Source organism: Caulobacter sp. Root343, from assembly GCF_001425745.1.
In the GTDB taxonomy this organism is placed as follows: domain Bacteria; phylum Pseudomonadota; class Alphaproteobacteria; order Caulobacterales; family Caulobacteraceae; genus Caulobacter.
In genome coordinates, this window is the sequence record NZ_LMDF01000007.1 from 1,109,349 (window position 1) to 1,129,398 (window position 20,050).

The 20,050-nt window shown below is 69.2% G+C and carries 18 protein-coding genes; 11 read left to right on the forward strand and 7 right to left on the reverse strand.

Features of this window, described 5'->3' with window-relative positions; genetic code table 11:
• Nucleotides 1–2: 2 nt before the first annotated feature.
• Nucleotides 3–638, reverse strand: a complete 636-nt coding sequence (locus ASC70_RS17645; protein ID WP_047413369.1) for a TetR/AcrR family transcriptional regulator — start codon at nt 636–638, stop codon at nt 3–5.
• 197 nt (nt 639–835) lie between these two features.
• On the opposite strand from ASC70_RS17645, the gene ASC70_RS17650 reads away from it, so the two are divergent.
• From ASC70_RS17650 to ASC70_RS17665, 4 genes are read left to right on the forward strand one after another with little or no spacing between them, the layout of a single operon-like run.
• Nucleotides 836–2,308: a glycosyltransferase gene (locus tag ASC70_RS17650; RefSeq protein ID WP_082539769.1), complete on the forward strand. Its 1,473-nt coding sequence runs from the start codon at nt 836–838 to the stop codon at nt 2,306–2,308.
• 17 nt (nt 2,309–2,325) lie between these two features.
• The gene (locus tag ASC70_RS17655) at nt 2,326–3,237 is read left to right on the forward strand and encodes a class I SAM-dependent methyltransferase (protein WP_056052473.1); all 912 of its coding nucleotides are present in this window, start codon (nt 2,326–2,328) and stop codon (nt 3,235–3,237) included.
• 5 nt (nt 3,238–3,242) lie between these two features.
• Nucleotides 3,243–4,034, forward strand: a complete 792-nt coding sequence (locus tag ASC70_RS17660; protein WP_047413365.1) for an RNA methyltransferase — start codon at nt 3,243–3,245, stop codon at nt 4,032–4,034.
• Nucleotides 4,035–4,055: 21 nt separating this feature from the next.
• Complete coding sequence (locus ASC70_RS17665; protein ID WP_056052475.1) at nt 4,056–4,901, forward strand: DUF4350 domain-containing protein; 846 nt, start codon at nt 4,056–4,058, stop codon at nt 4,899–4,901.
• On the opposite strand, the gene hrpB is transcribed toward ASC70_RS17665, so the two are convergent.
• Complete coding sequence (hrpB, locus tag ASC70_RS17670) at nt 4,898–7,339, reverse strand: ATP-dependent helicase HrpB (protein ID WP_056052478.1); 2,442 nt, start codon at nt 7,337–7,339, stop codon at nt 4,898–4,900. The two genes, ASC70_RS17665 and hrpB, sit on opposite strands and share 4 nt — an antisense overlap.
• Nucleotides 7,340–7,520: 181 nt before the next feature.
• Between hrpB and ASC70_RS17675 the strand changes: the two genes are divergently transcribed.
• The 5 genes from ASC70_RS17675 to ASC70_RS17695 all read left to right on the forward strand — a co-directional run bounded on the left by ASC70_RS17675 (nt 7,521) and on the right by ASC70_RS17695 (nt 13,207).
• Nucleotides 7,521–9,083: an amino acid permease gene (locus tag ASC70_RS17675; protein WP_056052481.1), complete on the forward strand. Its 1,563-nt coding sequence runs from the start codon at nt 7,521–7,523 to the stop codon at nt 9,081–9,083.
• Nucleotides 9,084–9,168: 85 nt separating this feature from the next.
• Nucleotides 9,169–9,900 carry an MBL fold metallo-hydrolase gene (locus ASC70_RS17680; RefSeq protein WP_056052484.1) on the forward strand — a complete coding sequence of 244 codons (732 nt, stop codon included), beginning with the start codon at nt 9,169–9,171 and terminating at the stop codon, nt 9,898–9,900.
• 212 nt (nt 9,901–10,112) lie between these two features.
• Nucleotides 10,113–10,892 carry a response regulator gene (locus tag ASC70_RS17685; protein WP_056052487.1) on the forward strand — a complete coding sequence of 260 codons (780 nt, stop codon included), beginning with the start codon at nt 10,113–10,115 and terminating at the stop codon, nt 10,890–10,892.
• Nucleotides 10,889–12,301, forward strand: coding sequence for an ATP-binding protein (locus tag ASC70_RS17690; RefSeq protein WP_056052489.1), 1,413 nt, complete (start codon nt 10,889–10,891; stop codon nt 12,299–12,301). The genes ASC70_RS17685 and ASC70_RS17690 overlap by 4 nt, the downstream gene beginning before the upstream one ends.
• Before the next feature lie 141 nt (nt 12,302–12,442).
• Nucleotides 12,443–13,207 carry a hypothetical protein gene (locus ASC70_RS17695; RefSeq protein ID WP_056052491.1) on the forward strand — a complete coding sequence of 255 codons (765 nt, stop codon included), beginning with the start codon at nt 12,443–12,445 and terminating at the stop codon, nt 13,205–13,207.
• 2 nt (nt 13,208–13,209) lie between these two features.
• Here the strand turns inward: ASC70_RS17695 and ASC70_RS17700 are convergent, their stop codons facing one another.
• A complete protein-coding gene (locus tag ASC70_RS17700) occupies nt 13,210–13,878 on the reverse strand; it encodes a DUF1345 domain-containing protein (protein WP_056052494.1) in 669 nt (222 codons plus the stop codon).
• 118 nt (nt 13,879–13,996) lie between these two features.
• Here ASC70_RS17700 and ASC70_RS25095 point away from each other — a divergent pair, with 118 nt between their 5' ends.
• Together ASC70_RS25095 and ASC70_RS17705 are read left to right on the forward strand one after the other, a co-directional pair.
• Entirely contained in the window at nt 13,997–14,128 is a 132-nt protein-coding gene (locus ASC70_RS25095; protein ID WP_156396246.1) for a hypothetical protein, read from the forward strand.
• Nucleotides 14,129–14,172: 44 nt separating this feature from the next.
• Entirely contained in the window at nt 14,173–14,379 is a 207-nt protein-coding gene (locus ASC70_RS17705; protein WP_047413350.1) for a general stress protein, read from the forward strand.
• A gap of 103 nt (nt 14,380–14,482) precedes the next feature.
• Here the strand turns inward: ASC70_RS17705 and egtB are convergent, their stop codons facing one another.
• From egtB to ASC70_RS17725, 4 genes are all read right to left on the reverse strand, one after another.
• Complete coding sequence (egtB, locus tag ASC70_RS17710) at nt 14,483–16,642, reverse strand: ergothioneine biosynthesis protein EgtB (RefSeq protein ID WP_056052497.1); 2,160 nt, start codon at nt 16,640–16,642, stop codon at nt 14,483–14,485.
• 344 nt (nt 16,643–16,986) lie between these two features.
• Nucleotides 16,987–18,327 (reverse strand): peptidase M20, encoded by a 1,341-nt coding sequence (locus ASC70_RS17715; RefSeq protein WP_200939229.1) that lies wholly within the window; start codon nt 18,325–18,327, stop codon nt 16,987–16,989.
• Nucleotides 18,328–18,951: a cysteine hydrolase family protein gene (locus ASC70_RS17720; RefSeq protein WP_056052888.1), complete on the reverse strand. Its 624-nt coding sequence runs from the start codon at nt 18,949–18,951 to the stop codon at nt 18,328–18,330. It lies immediately after the preceding gene.
• 8 nt (nt 18,952–18,959) lie between these two features.
• Nucleotides 18,960–20,024 (reverse strand): LLM class flavin-dependent oxidoreductase, encoded by a 1,065-nt coding sequence (locus ASC70_RS17725; protein WP_056052501.1) that lies wholly within the window; start codon nt 20,022–20,024, stop codon nt 18,960–18,962.
• Nucleotides 20,025–20,050: the final 26 nt, after the last annotated feature.

Genomic DNA, 20,050 nt, shown 5'->3' on the forward strand with positions numbered 1-20,050 from the left:
AATCAGTCCGTGACCAAGCCGTAAAGCAGGCCGTCCAGCATGACCTTCATCAGTTGATCCTGATCCGACCAGCCGCGCGAGGGCTTGGTGATCAGCAGCGAGACCAGGCCGTGGCAGCCGCTCCACAGCACTTCGGCGGCCTGCACCGCCGAGCCTGAGCGCAGGCGGCCCTGGGCGGCGATCTGGTGCACTGGCTCGCTGAACTTCTCGAAGCAGCGGTCGCCCAGCTCCAGGGTGTCGGCGATCTTGTCCTGCGAGATGTGCTCGCCGGTGCTGCAGAACACCAGCTGGTAGGTGTTGGGATTGTCGAGGGCGAACTTCATGTACGCCTCGAGCATCAGCCGCACGCGCGAGACCGGGTCGATCGGCTGGGCGGCGATTTCGATGTTCAGGGTCAGCAGACGCTCGATGGCGTCGTTGCTGATCTCCATCAGGATCTGGTCCTTGTCGCGGAAGTGCATGTACAGCGCCGTCGACGATACGCCCACCGCGTCGGCGATCTTGCGGATCGTCGCGCCGGCATAGCCTTCGGCGATGAAGATCCTCTCGGCCGCCGCCAGGATCTCGCCCCGCCGCAAGTGCCCGTCACCCTTGGGCTTTCGCGCGGACTTGTGAGGCTTCTTCAGAACGACCGTCACGGACTTGGCTTCCCCTGCATTTCCCCCGAGGGACACTAAACGGGAATCACCCAGTCGTCGCAAGAACGTGCGTCGCAGGAGAATTTCGCGAACGCCCGCGCAGATTGTGCGTAAGACGCACATTTTTCCGTTTGACAGCTCATGGTTGCGATTCCGTTATCTGCAAGTGTTGGGGCGAGCGGCGTTCAGGGGCATCCATGGCGCGCGAAGACAGACGATTGGACCCGGCGTTCGCGCCGGCTAGCGGACCTGTGTCCGTTGAACAGGAAGGCCCGGCGGCGTTTCCGCTCGGCTGGCAGGACAAGGCGCGGGACGGCGCGCACCTGACCCTTTCCCGGGGTCAGGCGGCGTTCGTCGCCGTGGCGGGTCTGCTGTCGGCCATCGGCGTCGCGTTGGATCCGTGGAGCGCCTTGACGGTGATCCATCACCTGTTCTTCGGTGTGTTCCTGCTGGGCGGCGCCACACGGCTGGCGGCGGCCTGCACGCCGCTGCCGTCCCCTCGGCCGCCGCCGTTGCCGGACGAGGACCTGCCGACCTACACGCTCATCGCCCCGCTCTATCGCGAGGCCGAGGTCGTGGCCGAGCTGGTCGAGAACCTTGCCGCGCTGGACTATCCGCGCGACCGGCTGCAGGCCCTGATCGTGCTGGAGGCCGACGACGAGGTCACCCGGGCCGCCGTGCGCGCCATTCCCCTGCCCGCCTTCGTCCAGGTGCTGATCGCGCCGCCGGGGACGCCCAAGACCAAGCCGCGCGCGTGCAACCACGCGCTGGAACGGGCGCGCGGCGAGTTGGTGGTGATCTATGACGCCGAGGACATGCCCGACCCCGGCCAGTTGCGCGAAGCGGCCGCCCGCTTCGCCGCCTCGGATCCGCGCCTGGCCTGTCTGCAGGCGCCCTTGCGGATCGAGGATCCGGGCTTTTCGCTATTCCTGCCTTCGCAGTTCCGGCTGGAATATGCCGCCCATTTCGAGGTGCTGCTGCCGGCCTTGGCGCGCTGGGGCCTGGCGTTTCCGCTGGGCGGCACCAGCAACCACTTCAAGGTCGCCGCCTTGCGCGAGATTGGGGCGTGGGATCCCTACAACGTGACCGAGGACGCGGATGTCGGCTTTCGCCTGGTCGCCGCCGGCCATCGGCTGGGCGTGATCAGCCGTCCGACCTGGGAAACCGCTCCGACCACCTGGGGCCAGTGGTTCCCGCAGCGGGCGCGCTGGATCAAGGGCCACATGCAGACCCTGGCCGTCCATGCGCGCGGCCAGGTCCCGCGCCAGCCGCGCAACGCCGCGGCCCTGGTTCTGACCCTGGCGCAGTCGGTCACGTCCTCGCACCTGCACGGCCCGGTCATGCTGGTCGCCATCGTCGCGGCGACTCTCGACTATTTGCCGGACGCCGCGTTCGGCATCCCGCCGCTGGACCTGCTGCTCTACGTCCTGGGCTGGGGCTCGGCGGCGATCGCCGGAGCACGCGGCGTGATGCGGGCCGGCGGCCAGCCGAAGTTCCTGCATCTGTTCGGCATGGTGCTCTACTGGCTGCTGCAGAGTGTGGCGGCGGGCAAGGCGCTGCAGCAGTTCATCACCGCCCCACATCACTGGGACAAGACCCGGCACACCGCCCGCGCGACGTCGGTCTTCGGGTCTCGCCCTGGCCCACACTCTGGACGCGCCGGGCCGTAAGGCGGTATGGGCGGGCGATGGCCCCGAAGATCGCCCCCGCCCCCCTCGTCATGCGCACCACCGGCTGGGCGGACTACGCCCTGCTGGACAGCGGCAACGGCAAGAAGTTGGAGCGCTACGGCCGCTACACCGTGGTGCGCCCCGAGCCGCAGTGCTTCTGGGCCCCGCGCCTGCCGGCCAAGGCCTGGGAGGACGCCGACGCGGTCTTCGATCCTTCCGACGAGGACGAGGCCGGCCGCTGGCGCTTCAAGGGCAAGCCGATCGAGAAGTTCGACCTCGCCTGGGGCCAGGCAAAGTTCCACGGCCAGTTCACGCCCTTCCGTCACCTGGCCTTCTTCCCCGAACAGGCCGCCAACTGGGCCTGGCAGGACGAACGGGTGCGGGCCTTCTCGAAGGGCTCCGGTCCGCAGCCCAAGATTCTGAACCTGTTCGGCTATACGGGCGTGGCCTCGCTGGTCTGCGCCGCCGCCGGCGCGGCCGTGACCCACGTCGACGCGTCGAAGAAGTCGGTCGGCTTCGCCCGTGAGAACGCCGCCTTCGCCGGCCTGGCCGACAAGCCCATCCGCTGGATCGTCGAGGACGCCCGCAAGTTCGTGGCCCGCGAAGTGCGGCGCGGCAACCGCTATGACGGCATCATCCTGGACCCGCCGAAGTTCGGCCGCGGCGCCGACGGCGAGGTCTGGCGGCTGTTCGAGGATCTGGCCGCCCTGACCAAGGACTGCGCCGAACTGCTCAGCGACGACGCCTCGTTCCTGCTGATGAACGCCTATGCCGCCCGTGTGTCGGGCGCGGCGATGTCGGGCCTGCTGGCGCAGGAGCTGCAAGGCCGTGGCGGCGTCATCGACTGGGGCGAACTTTCCCTGGTCGAGGAAAAGGGCGACCGCCAGATCGGCCTGTCGTTCTTCGCTCGCTGGTCGTCAGAGGGATAGCGGCGATGAGCACCAAGACCGTCACCTCCTTGACCAACAACACCGTCAAGGCCGTCCGCGCCCTGCACATGCGCAAGGAACGCGAAGAGAGCGGCCTGTTCCTGGCCGAGGGCCTGAAGATCGTCATCGAGGCGATCGACTGCGGCCACGCGCCGAAGATCGTCATGTACGGCCCCGACGCCGCCGACCATCCGATGCTGAAGAAGGCGGTCGCCGCGTGCCTGAAGGCGGGCGGCGAGGTCATCGAGGTCAACCGCGAGATCCTCGAGAAGGTCTCTCGTCGCGACAATCCCCAGGCCGTGGTCGCGGTGTTCCAGCAGGTCTACACGCCGCTGTCGGCCATCGTGCCCGAGAGCGCCCCGTGTTGGGTGGCCATGCAGGCCGTTCGCGATCCGGGCAACCTCGGCACGGTGATCCGCACCGCCGACGCGGCCGGCTGCGGCGGGGTGATCCTGGTCGGCGACTGCGTCGACCCCTATTCGGTCGAGGGCGTGCGCGCGACCATGGGCTCGATCTTCGCGGTGAAGATCGCCAAGGCGACGATCGCCGAGTTCCTGGCCTGGCGCCAGGAATGGCCCGGCAGCGTCGTCGGCACCCTGCTGACCGCCACCGTCGACCACAAGGCCGCCGACTATGTGAAGCCCTCGCTGATCCTGATGGGCAACGAACAGCAGGGCCTGCCGCCCGAGCTGGCGGCGGCCTGCGACGTCAACGTCAAGATCCCGATGCGCGGCCGCGCCGACAGCCTGAACCTCAGCGTTGCGACCGGGATCATGATCTATACGGTGACGGGCTAGAGAGTTCCTTCGGAGGTCGCGATGCGTTGGCTGGTCCTGTCCCTGGCGCTGCTGGCCTCTCCCACCCTCGCCCAGCAGGTCGCCGACGACAAGGCCGACGTCAGCGTCGCCGCGCCCACCTGGCCCAAGGACGCCGGACCGGTCCTGGCCATCGATGCGGCGCACAAGAACTTCCACACGATCGACGGCCGCTTTGCACCGTTCGCGGCCTTGGCCCGCAACGACGGCTTCCGGGTCGTCGGCAACGACGCCCCCTTCACGGCCGAGAACCTGACCAAGGTTCAGCTGCTGGTCATGGCCAACGCCGCCGAGGACTTGGCGCCGGACGAGATCAAGGCCGTTCGCGCCTGGGTCGAGGGCGGCGGCGACCTGCTGCTGATCGCCGACCACATGCCCTTCAGCCACGCCGCCGACGGTTTGGCGCGGGCGTTCGGCTTCCAGTTCGAGAGCAGCTTCGCCTTCGAGCCGGTGCGCGGCCCGGAACAATTCTCAAGGGCCAACGGGCGGCTGGTCGAGGGACCGCTGACGCGCGGCGGTATCGACAGCGTCTACGCCTTTACCGGCACGGTGCTGCACGCCCCGCCGCAGGCGACCGTGATCATGCGCCTGGGGACCGGCTGGTCGATCCTTTATCCCCGGGAGCCATGGAAGTTCGAAGGCGTTCCGCAACGCCCGTCCGACGACAGGGACTTGCGCGGCGCGATCCTGGCGGTCGGCAAGGGCCGCGTGGCCTTGTTCAGCGAGGCGGCGATGTTCAGCGCCCAGCGCACCCCCCAGGGCGGCGGCATGGGTTTCAACTATCCGCAGGCCACGCAGAACAAGGCCTTCGTCCTGAATGTCCTGCGCTGGCTGGGGCGCGCACCTTAGGTCCCTCGCGGCTTGGCCCGCGTCGTCGGCGCGGCCGCCGCCGGATCGTCCGGCCACACATGCCGTGGGTAACGTCCCTTCATCTCCACCTTCACCTCGCGCCATGAGCCCTTCCAGAAACCGGGCAGGTCGCGGGTGATCTGGATCGGCTTGTGGCCGGGCGATAGCAGCGACAGCACCAGCGGCACCTTGCCGCCGGCGATGCTGGGGTGCTCGGTCAGGCCAAACAGCTCCTGCACCCGGATGTCGATGCGCGGCCCGGCCTCGGCGGCATAGTCGATGGCTACGGTGGTGCCGGTCGGGGCCTTGAACCGGGCCGGCAGCATCTGGTCGACCTTCTGCTGCAAGTCCCAGGGGACCAGGGACCGGATCGCGCCATCGAGACTGCTCTCGTCGAGGCTGGCGAGCGACGAGCGGCCGTGCAGCAGCGGTTCGAGCCATTCATCGAGCCGCGCGACCAGAGCGGCGTCCGACAGATCCGGCCAGGCCTCGCCGTCCAGGTCGCGCAGGAACGCCACCCGGCTGCGGAAGCCCTCGACGCCCTGGCCCAGCCGCAACGCCGACAGGCCGTTGGCGCGGACCTGGTCCAGCAGGGCGGCGGCGATCATCGCCGGATCGGGGTTCTCGATCAGTCGCTCGGCCAAGACCAGCTTGCCCAGGCGCAGCAGCCGCTTGGCGCGCACCTTGCCGCCGGCGGTCTCCAGGCGATCCTCGGCGACCAGGCGGTCGGAGAAGGTCTCGCGCAGGTCGGCCTCGTCGACGGCGGCGGCCAGCAGGATGCGGTCGCGGCTGTCGCCGCCGCCCAGCTCGCCCACGGCCAGCCAGGCCTCGCGGGCCAGGGGATCGGTCGGCTCCAGATAGACGCCGCGTCCGCCGGCCAGCTGGAACTCGCCCGGCTTGCCGCGCGCCTTGGCCACCCGCTCGGGATAGGCTTCGGCCAGCATCACGCCGATCTCCAGTTCGCGAGCGCCAGAACCCCGACCGGCCGCGCGGCTCCAACGCTCGACCAAGGCCATGGCGTCGCGGGCGCGTGGCGAGCGGTCGCGATGCAGGCCCTCCAACCGTCGGCGCAGGTCGACATCCTTGCCGCCCAGCCCCTGCTCGGTCAGCACGGCGGCGATCTCGGCGGCCTCGCGGGCCTGGCCCGAGGCGGCGGCGCGCACGACCATGTGGGCCAGGCGCGGCGGCAGCGGCATCTCGGCCAGGGCCTTGCCGTGGGCGGTCAGGTCGCCCTGCCCGTCCAGCGCCTGGATGCGGGTCAGCAGCGTCCGCGCCTCGGCGAAGGCGGCGGGCGGCGGCGGGTCCAGGAAGGTCAGGCCCGCAGGATCGCGCGCGCCCCAGCGGGCCAGGTCCAGGGCCAGGCGCGACAGGTCGGCCTCCAGGATCTCCGGCCGCGCGAAGGCGGGCAGCGCCCGGGTCTCGGGCTCGTCCCACAGGCGGTAGCAGACGCCGGGCTCGGTGCGGCCGGCGCGGCCTCGGCGCTGGTCGGCCGCCGCGCGACTGACGCGGATCGTGTCGAGCCGGGTGATGCCCGAGGCCGGGTCGTAGCGCGGCACGCGGGCCAGGCCGGCGTCGACCACCACTCGCACGCCCTCGATGGTCAGGCTGGTCTCGGCGATCGAGCTCGCTAACACAACTTTGCGCCGCCCGGCGGGCGCGGCGGCGATGGCGCGGTCCTGAACAGCCGGCTCTAGGGCGCCATAGAGCGGCGCGACATCGACGTCCGGCCGGCGCAGGCGCTCGTTCAGCCAGCTCTCGGCGCGCCGGATCTCGCCCTGGCCCGGCAAAAAGACCAGCACGCTGCCGGTCTCCTCGGCCAAGGCCCGCTCGACGGCGCGACCGACACGCTCCTCCAGTCGCTGTCGTTCGTCGCGGCCGAGATAGCGAGTGTCGACCGGAAACATCCGCCCCTGGCTCTCGACGATCGGCGCGTCGGTCAGCAGGGCCGAAATCCGCGCCCCGTCCAAGGTGGCGGACATCACCAGCAGGCGCAGGTCGTCGCGTAGCACGCTCTGGACGTCGCGCGCGAAGGCCAGGCCGAGGTCGGCGTCCAGGCTGCGCTCGTGGAATTCGTCGAACAGCACGGCGGCCACGCCGTCCAGGCCCGGGTCGTCGAGAATCATCCGGGTAAAGACGCCCTCGGTGACCACCTCGATCCGCGTGCGGGCCGAGACCTTGGACTGCAGCCGGACCCGGAAACCGACCGTCTCGCCCACTGCCTCGCCCAGGTTGGCGGCCATGCGCGAGGCGGCGGCGCGGGCGGCCAGGCGGCGGGGCTCAAGCACGATCAGCTTGCGGCCTTGGACCCACGGCTCTTCCAGCAGCGCCAACGGAACGGCCGTGGTCTTGCCAGCTCCCGGCGGCGCGACGAGAACGGCGGCCTCCCGCGCGCTCAGGGCGGCTTTCAGCGCCGGAAGGGCCTCGAAAATGGGCAACATCAGCTCGGCTTTAGCGCTCGATGGCGCGCGCGCCAAGCAGGGCTGGACGAGTCAGGCCGACGGGTAGCATTTACGCCCCCTCGCGGCTCGGCCTTGACCCCATGCTCATAAACGGGTCACGGTCCGCAAAATTTATCCAAGGGCGACCCCCGGGGGGAGTCGTGCGTATCCAGGAGGAACTATGTGGCGCGTTAAATCGCTCGATGCGATCCTAGCGACCGCCGAGAAGAAGTCGCTGCATCGCTCGCTCGGGCCTGTGCAGCTGACCATGCTCGGCATCGGCGGCATTATCGGCACCGGTATCTTCGTGCTGACCGCCGAAGCGGCCCAAAAGGCCGGTCCCAGCATGATGCTGTCGTTCGTCATCGCGGGCGCCGTCTGCGCCGTCGCCGCGCTTTGCTACGCCGAATTGGCCTCGATGGTGCCCGTCGCGGGCTCCGCCTACACCTATTCCTACGCCGTTCTCGGCGAGTTCTTCGCCTGGCTCGTCGGTTGGGCCCTGATCCTCGAATACGCCGTGGCGGCCTCCGCCGTGGCGGTCGGCTGGTCCGGCTACGTGGTCGGGTTGATCGAGCACCTGGCGCACATCGACATTCCCGACATGCTGACGGCCGGCCCCTATGCCGGCGGCGTCATCAACCTACCGGCCGTGCTGATTTCGCTGCTGGTGACCTGGCTGCTGGTGCTGGGCACCAAGGAGAGCGCCACGGTCAACGGCTTCCTGGTCGCCATCAAGATCAGCGCCCTGACCGCCTTTGTCTTCCTGGCCGTGCCGGTCATGAAGATGGAAAACTTCCACCCCTTCGCGCCCCTGGCCACCGCCGGGGTCATCGGGGCCGGGGCCTCGATCTTCTTCGCCTATGTGGGCTTCGACGCGGTCTCGACCGCGGCCGAGGAAACCCGCAATCCGCAGGTCAATGTCCCGATCGGCCTGATCGGTTCGCTGGTCATCTGCACCATCTTCTACCTGCTGGTCGCCGGCGGCGCTGTCGGCGCCTATGGCGCCCAGCCCGTCTTCGGCCTGAACCACGAAGTCCTGTCGCCCGGCTCGATCGAACTGGCCGCGCGCTGCAAGGAAATCTCGGCCGTCGGCGCCATGCCGCTGGTCTGCTCCAAGGAAGCCCTGGCGCACGTGCTGCGCGAGATCGGCCACCCGGCCGTCGGCAACCTGCTCGGCCTCGCGGCCGGCTTGGCCCTGCCCTCGGTCATCCTGATGATGATCTACGGCCAGACCCGCATCTTCTTCGTGATGTCGCGCGACGGCCTGCTGCCCAGCGTGCTGAGCAAGGTTCACCCGAAGTTCAAGACGCCGCACATCGTGACCATGGTCACCGGCGGCCTGGTGCTGGTGGCCGCGGCCTTCTTCCCGGTCGGTCAGCTGGCCGACATCTCCAACTCCGGCACCCTGTTCGCCTTCTTGATGGTGGCGATCGCCGTGATGATGCTGCGGATCAAGGATCCGGACCGTCATCGTCCGTTCAAGACGCCGCTGGTCTGGATCATCGCCCCGCTGGCCATCGTCGGCTGCCTGGTGCTGTTCTTCTACCTGCCGATGAAGGCCAAGCTGCTGCTGCCGATCTGGGCGGCCATCGGCCTGGTGTTCTACTTCGCCTACGGCTACCGCAAGAGCCACGTCGGCCGCGGCGTGACCGAGGTCGCCGAACTCGACCCGAACGCGCCGGGCACCGCCATTCCGCCGATGCCGGGCGCGCCTGCGCCGGGCTCGAAGGAAGAGCGCGAGTAACGGCTGGCTTGATCTTCGGCCACCAGGCTTTAGGTCAAAGAGGGCGGGCGCTTCGGCTCCCGCCCTTTTCTTTTGGAGTTCCGCGATGTCCCAGGCCCCGGGCGCCTCGACCATGCCGATCGGCGCTGTGATCGCCCCGGTCACCCCGCTGCAGCAGAACTGCACGATCGTCTGGTGCGCCAAGACCTTGAAGGCCGCCGTCATCGATCCGGGCGGCGAGGTCGACCGCCTGCTCAAGGCCATCGCCGACAAGGGCCTGACCCTGGAGAAGATCTGGATCACCCACGGCCACATGGACCATGCCGGCGGCGCGGCCGAGCTGAAGGTCCGTACGGGAGTACCGATCGAGGGCCCGCACGAGGACGACCAGTTCTGGATCGACCGCATCCAGCAGACCGGCGAGATGTACGGCGTGCCCGAGGCCCGGATCTTCGTCACCGACCGCTGGCTGAAGGACGGCGACACCGTCACCCTGGGCGAGACCGAGTTCGAGGTCTTCCACTGTCCGGGCCATACGCCGGGCCATGTGGTGTTCTTCCATCGGGAAGCGCGCTTCGCCCAGGTCGGCGACGTACTGTTCCAGGGCTCGATCGGCCGCACCGATTTCCCGCTGGGCAATCACCAGGACCTTCTGGACTCGATCACCCAGAAGCTCTGGCCGCTGGGTGGCGACGTGCAGTTCGTGCCCGGCCACGGCCCGATGTCTACCTTCGCGGCGGAGCGGCGCAACAACCCGTTCGTGGGCGACCGGGTGATCGCGGCGATGCAGGCCCAGGGCGACGCCTATCAGGCGCCAAAGAACCACTCGCCGGGCTGAGGGATCGTCAAGAGGATCGCCGGGGCTCAACCTGCAAAGGGGGGAGAAGCAGGCCGAGCCCCGTACGCCGCCAGCTCACAAGGGGGACAGTGAGCCGCCGGTGCGACATTGGCCCCATATGGGGGATCGCCCTATGCGGATCGCACGACTGGGTTGCGCCGCTGTTTCAGGCGTGAAATCTGGACGTGACGGGGGCGTGACAGGAAAATCGCATGGAAAACGTCCAGAACACCGTCCCAGGGACCATTGGCCAAGGCGAAGTCGACGCTCAGCGGGGCGCAGCTCCGCGCATCCTGATCGTCGATGACGATCCGGGCATTCGCGATGTCGTTTCCGATTTCCTCACGCGCCACGGCTACGCGGTCGAGGCCGCCCAGGACGCCCGCACCATGGAGCAGGTGCTGGCGCGCGGCCCGATCGACCTGATCGTGCTGGACGTCATGCTGCCCGGTGAAGACGGCCTGGCCATCTGCCGGCGCCTGTCGGCCACCAGCGACGGTCCGGCGATCATCATGCTGTCGGCCATGGGCGAGGAAACCGACCGCATCGTGGGCCTGGAGCTGGGCGCCGACGACTACCTGCCCAAGCCTTGCAATCCGCGCGAGCTGCTGGCCCGGGTCCGCGCCGTGCTGCGCCGCCGGCAGGAGCCTCGCGCCGTCGACGACGCCATGGGCGCGGCCTGCGAGTTCGCCGGCTGGCGCCTGGACCTCGTGCGCCGCGAACTACGCTCGCCGCAGTCGGTGGTGGTCAATCTCTCCAGCGGCGAGTTCTCGCTACTGCGCGCCTTCGTCGAGCGTCCGCAGCGCGTCCTGACCCGCGACCAGCTGTTGGACCTGGCCCGCGGCCGGGACAGCGACGCCTATGACCGCGCCATCGACGTGCAGATCAGCCGCCTGCGCCGCAAGCTGGACGACGGCGGCGGCAGCGAGCTGATCCGTACGATCCGCAGCGAAGGCTACATGTTCACCGCCAAGGTCGTCCGCACCCCATGACCATCTTCCGGCGCGGCGCGCCGCTGTTCGTCCAAGCCCTGGGTCTTGTCATCGTCACCCTGGTGGCGGCCCAGCTGATCTCGATCGCGGTCATCTTCACCCTGCCCCCGCCGCCGCCGGAGTTCTACCGGTCCAGCGAGATCGTGCGCGCCTTGAAGTCGGGCGAGCCGGTCCAGCCGCGTGACGGCCGCCTGCTGGTGGTCAAGCAGCGCGGCTCGATCCGTTCGCTGGGTCCGGACAGCCCGCGTCGGGCCGACTTCAAGGCCGGCATCAGCCGTGCGATCGGCGTACCGGCGAACCGCATCGAGCTGCAGATCGACAACGGCCCACGCTTTTTCGTGCGCCGGACGCCCGTCACGCCGCCCAAGCCCGACGGTCGCGTCGGGCCGAACGGAGGAGCGCGCGAACCCTTCGCTCGCGAGCCCGGCTCCGGCGGCCCCGGCGGGACCCGCCCCCAGGCCAAGGACGAGCCGCTGATCTTCGGCGACTTCAAGCTGGGCGTACGCCAGAGCGACGGCCACTGGCTGGTGGTCGAGCCCAAGCCGACCTTCCGCTTCGACAGTTGGCAACAACGAATTCTGCTGATCCTGCTGCTGTCGGTCGCCGCCGTGACGCCGCTGGCCTGGCTTTTCGCACGGCGCCTGGCCCAGCCAATCACCGCCTTCGCCGACGCCGCCGAACGCCTGGGCAAGGACCCACGCACGCCGCCGCTCAGCATCTCAGGGTCTGGTGAGGTTGTCGCCGCCGCCACGGCCTTCAACATGATGCAGGAGCGCCTGCGCCGCTATGTCGAGGACCGCACGGCCATGGTCGGGGCGATCGCCCACGACCTGCGCACGCCGCTGACCCGCCTGAAGTTCCGCATCGAAGCCGCGCCGGACGACATCCGTCCCAAGCTGGCCGCCGACATCGACCAGATGGAGGCGATGATCGCCGCCACCCTGGGCTTCGTGCGCGACACCCAGCGCCCGGCCGAACGCACGAAGCTGGAGCTGTCCTCCCTGGTGGAAAGCGTGATGGACGAGGCGGCCGAGACCGGCGGCGAGGCCACGGCCGAACGGTCCGAGAAGGTGATCGTCGAGGGCGATCCGGTGGCGCTGAAGCGCCTGATCTCAAACCTCGTCGACAACGCCCTCAAGTACGGTGGCGCGGCGCGAGGCCGGGTCTATGTCGAGGACGGCATGGCCATCATCGAGATCGACGACGACGGTCCGGGCGTACCGCCAGGCGAGATGGAGCGGGTGTTCGAGCCCTTCTATCGCGGCGAGCCCTCGCGCAACCGCGAGACGGGCGGTATCGGCCTGGGTTTGGCGGTGGTCCGCTCCCTGGCCCGCGCCCACGGTGGCGACGTCACCTTGCACAACCGGGCGAGCGGCGGCCTGCGAGCCTGCGTGCTGCTCCCGGCCTGAAGATATCCCACGGTAATCTTCGGCGACCCATTGCGGCCGAACCATGGCGAGTGTTGCGCCGCCGCAAGGCCGGCGGCGCGATCTGACATCACCGGGACATTCTGCCGGGCTTCAAAGCTTGGCTGATTGGAGATTCCCCGGATGATGCTTCGCTCGCTCGGCCTGACCGCCGCCCTCGCCGCCACGCTCTCGGCCTGCGCCAGCGCGCCGGCCGAAGATCCGGGACATCGGGGCGGGCCCGGCGGGCCGCGCGGCGAAGGCCGGCCGGGCCCGGGCGGCGGTCCGCAGCTGTTCATCAGCCCGGCCGGCGAACCCTTCCGCGCGCCGCCCGGCGCCCCCTACCCCGTCGCGGCCTGGTTCGCCGGCGCCGACGCCGACCACGACGGCGCCCTGACGCGGGATGAGTTCGTCGCCGACTCGCTGCGCTTCTTCGCCGTGGTCGATGGCGACCACAACGGCGTGGTCGACGGCTTCGAGGTCTCGACCTACGAGACTCGCATCGCCCCGGAGATCATCGGCGGCGCGGCGCCGGGCGCGATGCGCCGCGGACCAATGGGCCAGGGCCCGGGTGGCGGCGACGGTGACGACGCCCCGCGCCGGCGTCCGCAGGGGAGCAACGTCCTGCAGGGGGCGGCCCTGTTCGGCCTGATCGCCGAGCCGGAGCCGGTCATGGCCTCCGACGGCAATTTCGATCGCCGCATCTCCAAGGACGAGGCGACCAAGGCCGCCAAGACCCGCTTCGCCCTGCTCGACACCAACAAGGATGGCGTCCTGAAGCTGGACGAACTGCCCAAGACGCCCTCGCAGACGGGCTTGCGTCCGGGGCGTGGCGGCGGGCGCGGCGAAGGCGGCGGGAGAGGTCGTCGCGGCGGACGTGGCGGCGGCATGAGCGGCCATCGCGGCTGACCTCAGCCGCCCACCAGGGTGGCGATGATGTTGATGCCCAGGGCCAGGATGGCGGTGTTGTAGAAATAGGCCGTAGCGGCATGGGCGGTGACCAGCCGGCGCAGCTTCGACGTCAGGATGCTGTTGTCCGAGACCTGGAAGGTCGCCCCGACGCTGAACGCCAGATAGGCGAAGTCCATGTAGCCGGAGGGCGGCTCGCCTGGAAACTGGATGCCGCCCTTGCTCCTGCCGTCGCCGAAATGACGATGAGCGTAGTGCAGGACGAACACCGACTGCAGCACCAGCCACGACAGCACCAGGGTCACGCCGGCGCACGTGGCGATGAAGGCCTGGGCGCCGGCGGCCGTGTTCTTGGCCGCGATCATGGCGTCCACCACCGCCCCGAGACTGGCGACGATCGCGGCCAGGATGATCAGCAGCAGCACCGAGACGCCCTCGTCCTCCTGGGCGGCCCGCAGGCGAACCTCGGCCTCGTCAGCCCGCAAAAACAACCGCCAGGTGGTCAGCAGATAGACGCTCGCGCCACTGTCCCACCCCAGCAACAGGTGGGCGCCACGCGGCGCGCCAAAATATTTCGCCGCCGTCCACGCGAAAATTCCGACCGCCAAACCCAGCCCTAAACGCCAGTGGGACGCGGCGCGATCGACCATCTGCTTGGTCCTGCGAGGCATTCTCGGACGTCTCCTTAACGGCCGGCTCGTCCCGGTGCGGCGTAATTAGTGTCATCGCACGGTGAACCGAAAGCGTCTTCGCTGGTTACTTCACCGGAACGCGCAGGAAACGACGCCAGTGACCGACCCAGACGCCCCGCCCCCGCCCGAGCCTAAACCGCCCGAGTACGAGCCCGGTGTCATCCCCGTCGAGGAGCCCCCCACCTCGCCGCCGGTCGATCCAGGGGACGACCGTCCCTATGGCGCCTGATCTCGCCCGTACCGCCTGTGACCTGTCCGACTAGGAGCCCCCACATGGACACCGATAGCGAACGTCCCCGCGGTCGTCGCGGTTTCGCCGCCATGGACCCGGAACGCCGACGCGAGATCGCCAGGAAGGGCGGAGCTAGCGTGCCCAGCGAAAAGCGCAGCTTCGCCAAGGATCGCGATCTCGCGGCGAACGCCGGACGCAAGGGCGGTTCGTCCTCGCGCGGCGGTCGGCCCGGAGAACGCGCGCTCTAGAAAAGAGCGCACGGATGCCTACCCGAGACGCGCCGGCTCCGAGCCTTCGGAACCGGCGCGTTTTCGCGCGTATCGATCAGGAGAACGGCGTCTAGGCCGCCCTTCAGGCTGTAAGGGCGTAGACCGCGAAGGCCGGGTCGGCGCTGACCCACCGCTGGGCCACGGTCCAGCCGGCGCGGCGGGCGATCGCCTCGAAGGCCTCGGCCGGGTACTTGTACGAGTTCTCGGTGTGGATGGTCTCGCCGGCGGCGAACCGGAAGCCGTAGTCGCCGACCATGACGATCTGGTCGCGCGTGCTTTCCAGGTGCATCTCGATCCGGCTCTCGTCCGCGTTCCACACCGCCTTATGGGCGAAGGCCGACGGATCGAAGGTCCCGCCCAGCTCGCGATTGATGTGGACCAGGACGTTGCGGTTGAACGCCGCCGTCACGCCCTGGGCGTCGTCATAGGCCGGAACCAGCACCGCCGGATCCTTGGCCACGTCGGCCCCGACGATGAACAGCGAGCCCTCGCCCAGCAGCTCCCGCGCCTGGCGCAACAGCGCCTCGGCCTCGGCCGGCGCGAAATTGCCGATCGTCGAGCCGGGGAAGAAGCCGACCGGCGTGTGGCCCTTGGCGCCTTCCGGCAGGTCGAGAGCCTTGGTGAAGTCCTCGACCAGCGGCGCGATGGTCAGCGCCGAATAATCGGCGCGCAGGCTGGCGGCGGCCTCGTCCAGGGCGTTGGGGCTGATGTCGATCGGCGCGTAGACGGCGATCTGCGGCGCGGCGTCCAGCACGATCCGGGTCTTGGTGCTGGCCCCGCTGCCGAACTCGACCAGGGCCGCGCCGGCGGGGATCCGCGCGGCGATTTCGGGCGCGATCTCGCGCAGCAACGCCGTCTCGGTGCGGGTCAGATAGTATTCCGGAAGCTCACAGATCGCCTCGAACAGGCGCGAGCCCTCGGCATCGTAGAAATACTTGGCCGGCAGGGTCTTGGGCGAGGCCGACAGGCCGGCGATCACCTCGTTGAGAAAGCCGTTCTCCGGCGTCACCTCGGCCAGGCGGTCGTCGTCGGCCAGGCGCACGCCGCCGAACATCCAGCGGCTGCCAGGAGGGAAGAAGTTACGATAGGTCGCCCGCGTGTGGCCCGGCGGCGTGGCCTCGCAGCCGCCGCGCAGGGTCATCTGGCTGACCATGAACTTGCCGTTGTACTCGCCCAGCGCGCCGGCCCCCGGCTTGAAGCCCGGATAGGGGCTGTAGGCGCTGGCGGTCCATTGCCAGGCCGAGCCGTAGAGCTGACGCAGGGTCGACATGCCCGTCGCGGTGGCGGCGGCCTCCCACTCGGCCTCGGTCGGCAGGCGCCGGCCCGTCCAGGCGGCATAGGCGGCGGCCTCGTAATAGCTGACATGGACGACAGGCGCGTTCGGGTCGACCGGGTGGCGGCCCCGTAGAGTCATGGTGGTCCAGCCGTCGCCCTCGCGCCGCCAGTAGGCCGGCGCCTCCCAGCCCTCTTCCTGGACCCTGGCCCAGCCCTCGGAGAGCCAGAGGTCGGGCTTGGCGTAGCCGCCGGCCTCGATGAAGGCCAGCCACTCGCCGTTGGTCGTCAGACGATCGGCCAGGCGGAACGGGGCGACATAGGTCTTATGGCGCGGACGCTCGTTGTCGAAGGCGAAACCCGCCTCGCAGGCCCCAATCTCGACGAGGCCGCCGGCGAAGCGATGGAAGCGCTGCGGACCGGGATCCGGGCGCGGCGTCGCGGCGCCCGGCTGATAGGCCGGGCTCAGCGGCGACTGGGCGAACAGGTGCAGGATGTCCATCAGGATCAGCTCCTGATGCTGCTCCTCATGGGCCAGGCCCAGCTCGATACGCTCCAGGATCTCCGGCGTCAGCGGACCGGCCAGCAGGCGGGTCATGGCCGCGTCGACATGGGCGCGATAGGCGCCCACCGTCTGGACCGAGGGCCGGGTCAGCAGACCCCGTTGCGGGCGCGGCTGCCGAGGCCCGACGGCCTCGTAATACGAGTTGAACAGATAGCCGAAGCTCCCGTCATAGACCTCATAGCCGGCCAGGAACGGCGTCAGCAGGAAGGTCTCGAAGAACCAGGTCGTGTGGGCGCGGTGCCACTTGGTCGGGCTGGCGTCCGGCATGGACTGGGCCGCCTGGTCCTCGGGCGACAGCGGCGCGGCCAGGACCTCGGTGCGCCGGCGCACCCGGCGATAGCGATCGACGAGAGCGTCGACCGAAACCTCGACAAGATCCATAGCGGGCTGATCGTCCGGGGTCATGGGCGTCTCCTGGCCGAGCAGGGCTGTGGCGAAGCCCGAGCGACGACAACGTTCCCGGAACTTCGGTGTTCCAACCCGCCGTGACAAGCGCGACGGTCCGGGCTGCTGACACTTTGTGGCAGGAGGCGCTCCGCAAGGCCTGAATCTTCGAAACCCAGAATGAGCGTTTTTCCGTCGCCGCGAGGTGGAGGGAGACCCTTCGTGGAGACGTCTCCCCATCGGAGGGACGTCGATGGCCCCTTACTGTCGACGCGCCTGCCGGTCGGGGAATTGAGCAGCTCCGACCGGCGACCCACGCGTCCCGGAAGCCGGGTTTGAGCGTTCTTGCCCCAACGTTCCACCGTCTACGCCCCGAACGGATTGTCCGGATAGACCGACGAGGCCCGCATCGTCTCGCCGCCCTCGGCGCGGCCGCAGACCGCCAGGGCCGTGAGGGCGTAGATCAGGGCGCTGTCGGCTAAATCCTTCGGCGACGGCCGCCAGCGTTTCGGACCCGTGGTGATCGCCGGAATCCGGTGCATGTTGAAGACGTTGTGATCGCGCCACATGCTGGAATAGACGGGATTGGCGCGGGCGGCGGGATGGCCCAGGCCCAGGCGCGTGGCCGCGTCCACCGCCCCGACCAGCGGCGCGACCTCGCCAGCATCGGCCTCGAAGCCGTGGCGGACCACCACCGGCTCGATCTCGACCCGCCCCACGCCCGCCGCGCGGACCATGGCTTCCAGGGCGTGCTGTGCGTCGGCCGCCTTCTGGCGCGGGTTCAGCCCGACCTCGAGGTAGAGGCTGACCACCTCGCTCCCATCGCCGAACTGATAGGGCACACCGCCTCGGATGGCGCAAAGCTGAACCTTCGGCTCGGCGACGCCGCCGGCGCTCTCGTAGCGGCTGGCGGCCTCCCACGCGCGGGTCCAGGCGTGGATGGCGTCGGTCAGGACGCCGACGCGGTAGATCGGGTTCGGGTGGTCGCTCGCCCGTTCAGGATGGCGCAGCAGCGGGGTGAAGGTCCCCTCGCCCCACAGCCGCAGGCGAAACACCACATAGCCGCAGCCGACCGAGGTCCAGCCGAAGTCGCAGCCCTCGGCGGCGATGGCGTAGTCCGGTGCGACGCCGCCATGGTGGAACAGGTAGTGGGCGCCGATGTCCTTGCCGAGGTAGGCGATCCCACGGTGCTCCTCGATCGGCTCGGGCCCGATCTCGCCGGGACAGGCCGTCAGATACATCTTGCCGGCCAGGCCATAGCCGGCGCTCTTCAGCGCCTTGGCGGCGATCAGGAAGCAGCTCATCGGCCCGCGATCATTGGCGATTGGATAGCCGCGCAACACACCATCCTCGAGCCAGCAGCGCTCCCACTCGGGATCAGCAAGGGTGGCGGGACTGTATTTGTGGATGTCAAGGTCGGGATCGCGGGTCGGGCTCTCGGTGTCGAGGTGGGCCGTGAACAGCAGGTTCTTGCCGGCTCCGAGGCCACCGTAGGTCCCGATGACGTTGAACCGGTCGGGGGTCGCGCCGATCTTGCGCGGCGAGAAGCCCTCGCGCGCCATCCAGTCGTGGACGAACTGACCGGCTTCGCGCTCCTGGCCCGAGCGGCTTGGGATATTGCCCAGGGTCAGGGCCAGTTCGACCAGCTCGTCGGTGTCGAGGGCGGCGGCGATCGCGTCACGGTCGGCCTGAGAGATCGGCGGCACTCAGGCGCTCCAGGCGGCGGCGACGCTGGCCGAGTCGGTCAGGATCGCGGTGTTGAGGTCCAGCATCTTCAGGGCGCCCGCGTGCAGGTCGGGCTCGTAGGCGGCGCAGGCGTCGGCGGCGACGAACACGTGGTAGTCCAGGTTGAAGGCATCGCGCGCCGTGCCATCGACGCAGCACTCGGTGGTCAGGCCCGCGATCACCAGAGTGTCGACGCCCAAGACCTTCAATCGTGCGTCCAGATCGGTGTCCCAGAAGGCGCTGTAGCGGGTCTTGCGGATGACCAGCTCGCCCGCCTGGGGCTTGGGACCAACGAAGGCGCTGCCGGCCTCGTCCGCCCGGCAGAGCGCCGCGTCGATCGAAGGATCGCCGCCCCGCCGCCGCATCCGCTCGTTCCAGGCCGCGGAGTCGGTTTCCGGCGTCGTGAATAGACCGGCGAACACCACCGGCACTTCCGCTGCCCGCGCGGCTTCCGCCAAACGCTCGGCGGCCGCCAGCGCCGCGGGAACGGTGGAAAGGTCGAGCCCCCAACACCCCGCCGCGCCTTCGGGGGAGGCGAAATCGGTCTGCATGTCGACGATCAGCAGCGCCGTCCGTTCGGGCGCGATCCAGTCTTTCAAATTCAGGGGCAAGCTCACGAGAACACGGCTCGCAGCTTCGGTAGGATTTCACCGCCGAACATCGCCAACCCTTCCTCGTAATCCGGGAAGATCAGCATCAGCCCGTCCAGCTCACACTCGACCATGAACGCCTCGACCTGTTCGCGGCAGGTGGCGGGTGAGCCGACCATGGTCTGGGTCATGAAGGCGCCCTGCTTGGCGGCCACCGCCTGCAGGCGCTCGGCCGGGACGCCCCAGCTGGCCAGCATGGCCAGGATCGCGCCGACGTCCGCCCCCTCGGCGTAGCGGCGGACCAGGGCCTCGGCGCCGGCGTCGCTCTCGGCGTGGATGATCGTGCACATGGCGTAGGTGCGGACCGTCTTGCCCAGGCTTTCGGCCAGTTGCTTGGCGCGGCGGGAGGCCTCGCGGTGCTCCTCGCGCGAGCGGCCGCCGATGAAGCAGGCGTCGGCCTCGCGCACCGAGAACTGGAAGCCGCGATCGGACATGCCCGCGCAGATCAGCTCAGGGCGCGGCTTGGACAAGGGCTTGGGCTTGGACTGGCAGTCCTTCATCGTGAAGTACTTGCCGGCGAAATCGACGCTGTCCTCGGTCCAGAGGCGCTTGACGATGGTCGTCCACTCCTCGGCCAGGCCGTAGCGATCGTCATGGTCCAGCGAATCGTCCCAGGCGCTCATCTGGTCGAATTCGGCCTTGTAGGCCCCGGCGACGATGTTCAGCCCCGCCCGGCCGCCGCTGATGTGGTCGAGGGTGGCGATCATCTTGGCGGCCACGGCCGGGTTCTGCAGCAGCGGGTGGACCGTGGCCCAGATGCGGACGTTCGTCGTCGCTTCGGCGATGGCCGCCATCAGAGTCACCGACTCGAGCGAGGTCCCCCAGTGGTCGGTCTCACCGCCGAAGCCGCGGAACTTGCCCATCGACATCACGAAATCCATGCCCACCTGGTCGGCGGCCACGGCGGCCGCGCGGTTCTGGGCGTAGAGGCCGTCCAGGGTCGGCGTCGTCTTGGAGACGATCCAGCCACCGTTGGCCACGGGCAGGAAGACGCCAAAATCCTTGTGCTGCGAGGGACGGTGGAACATGACGCGGATCCTTACACGGCGCACCG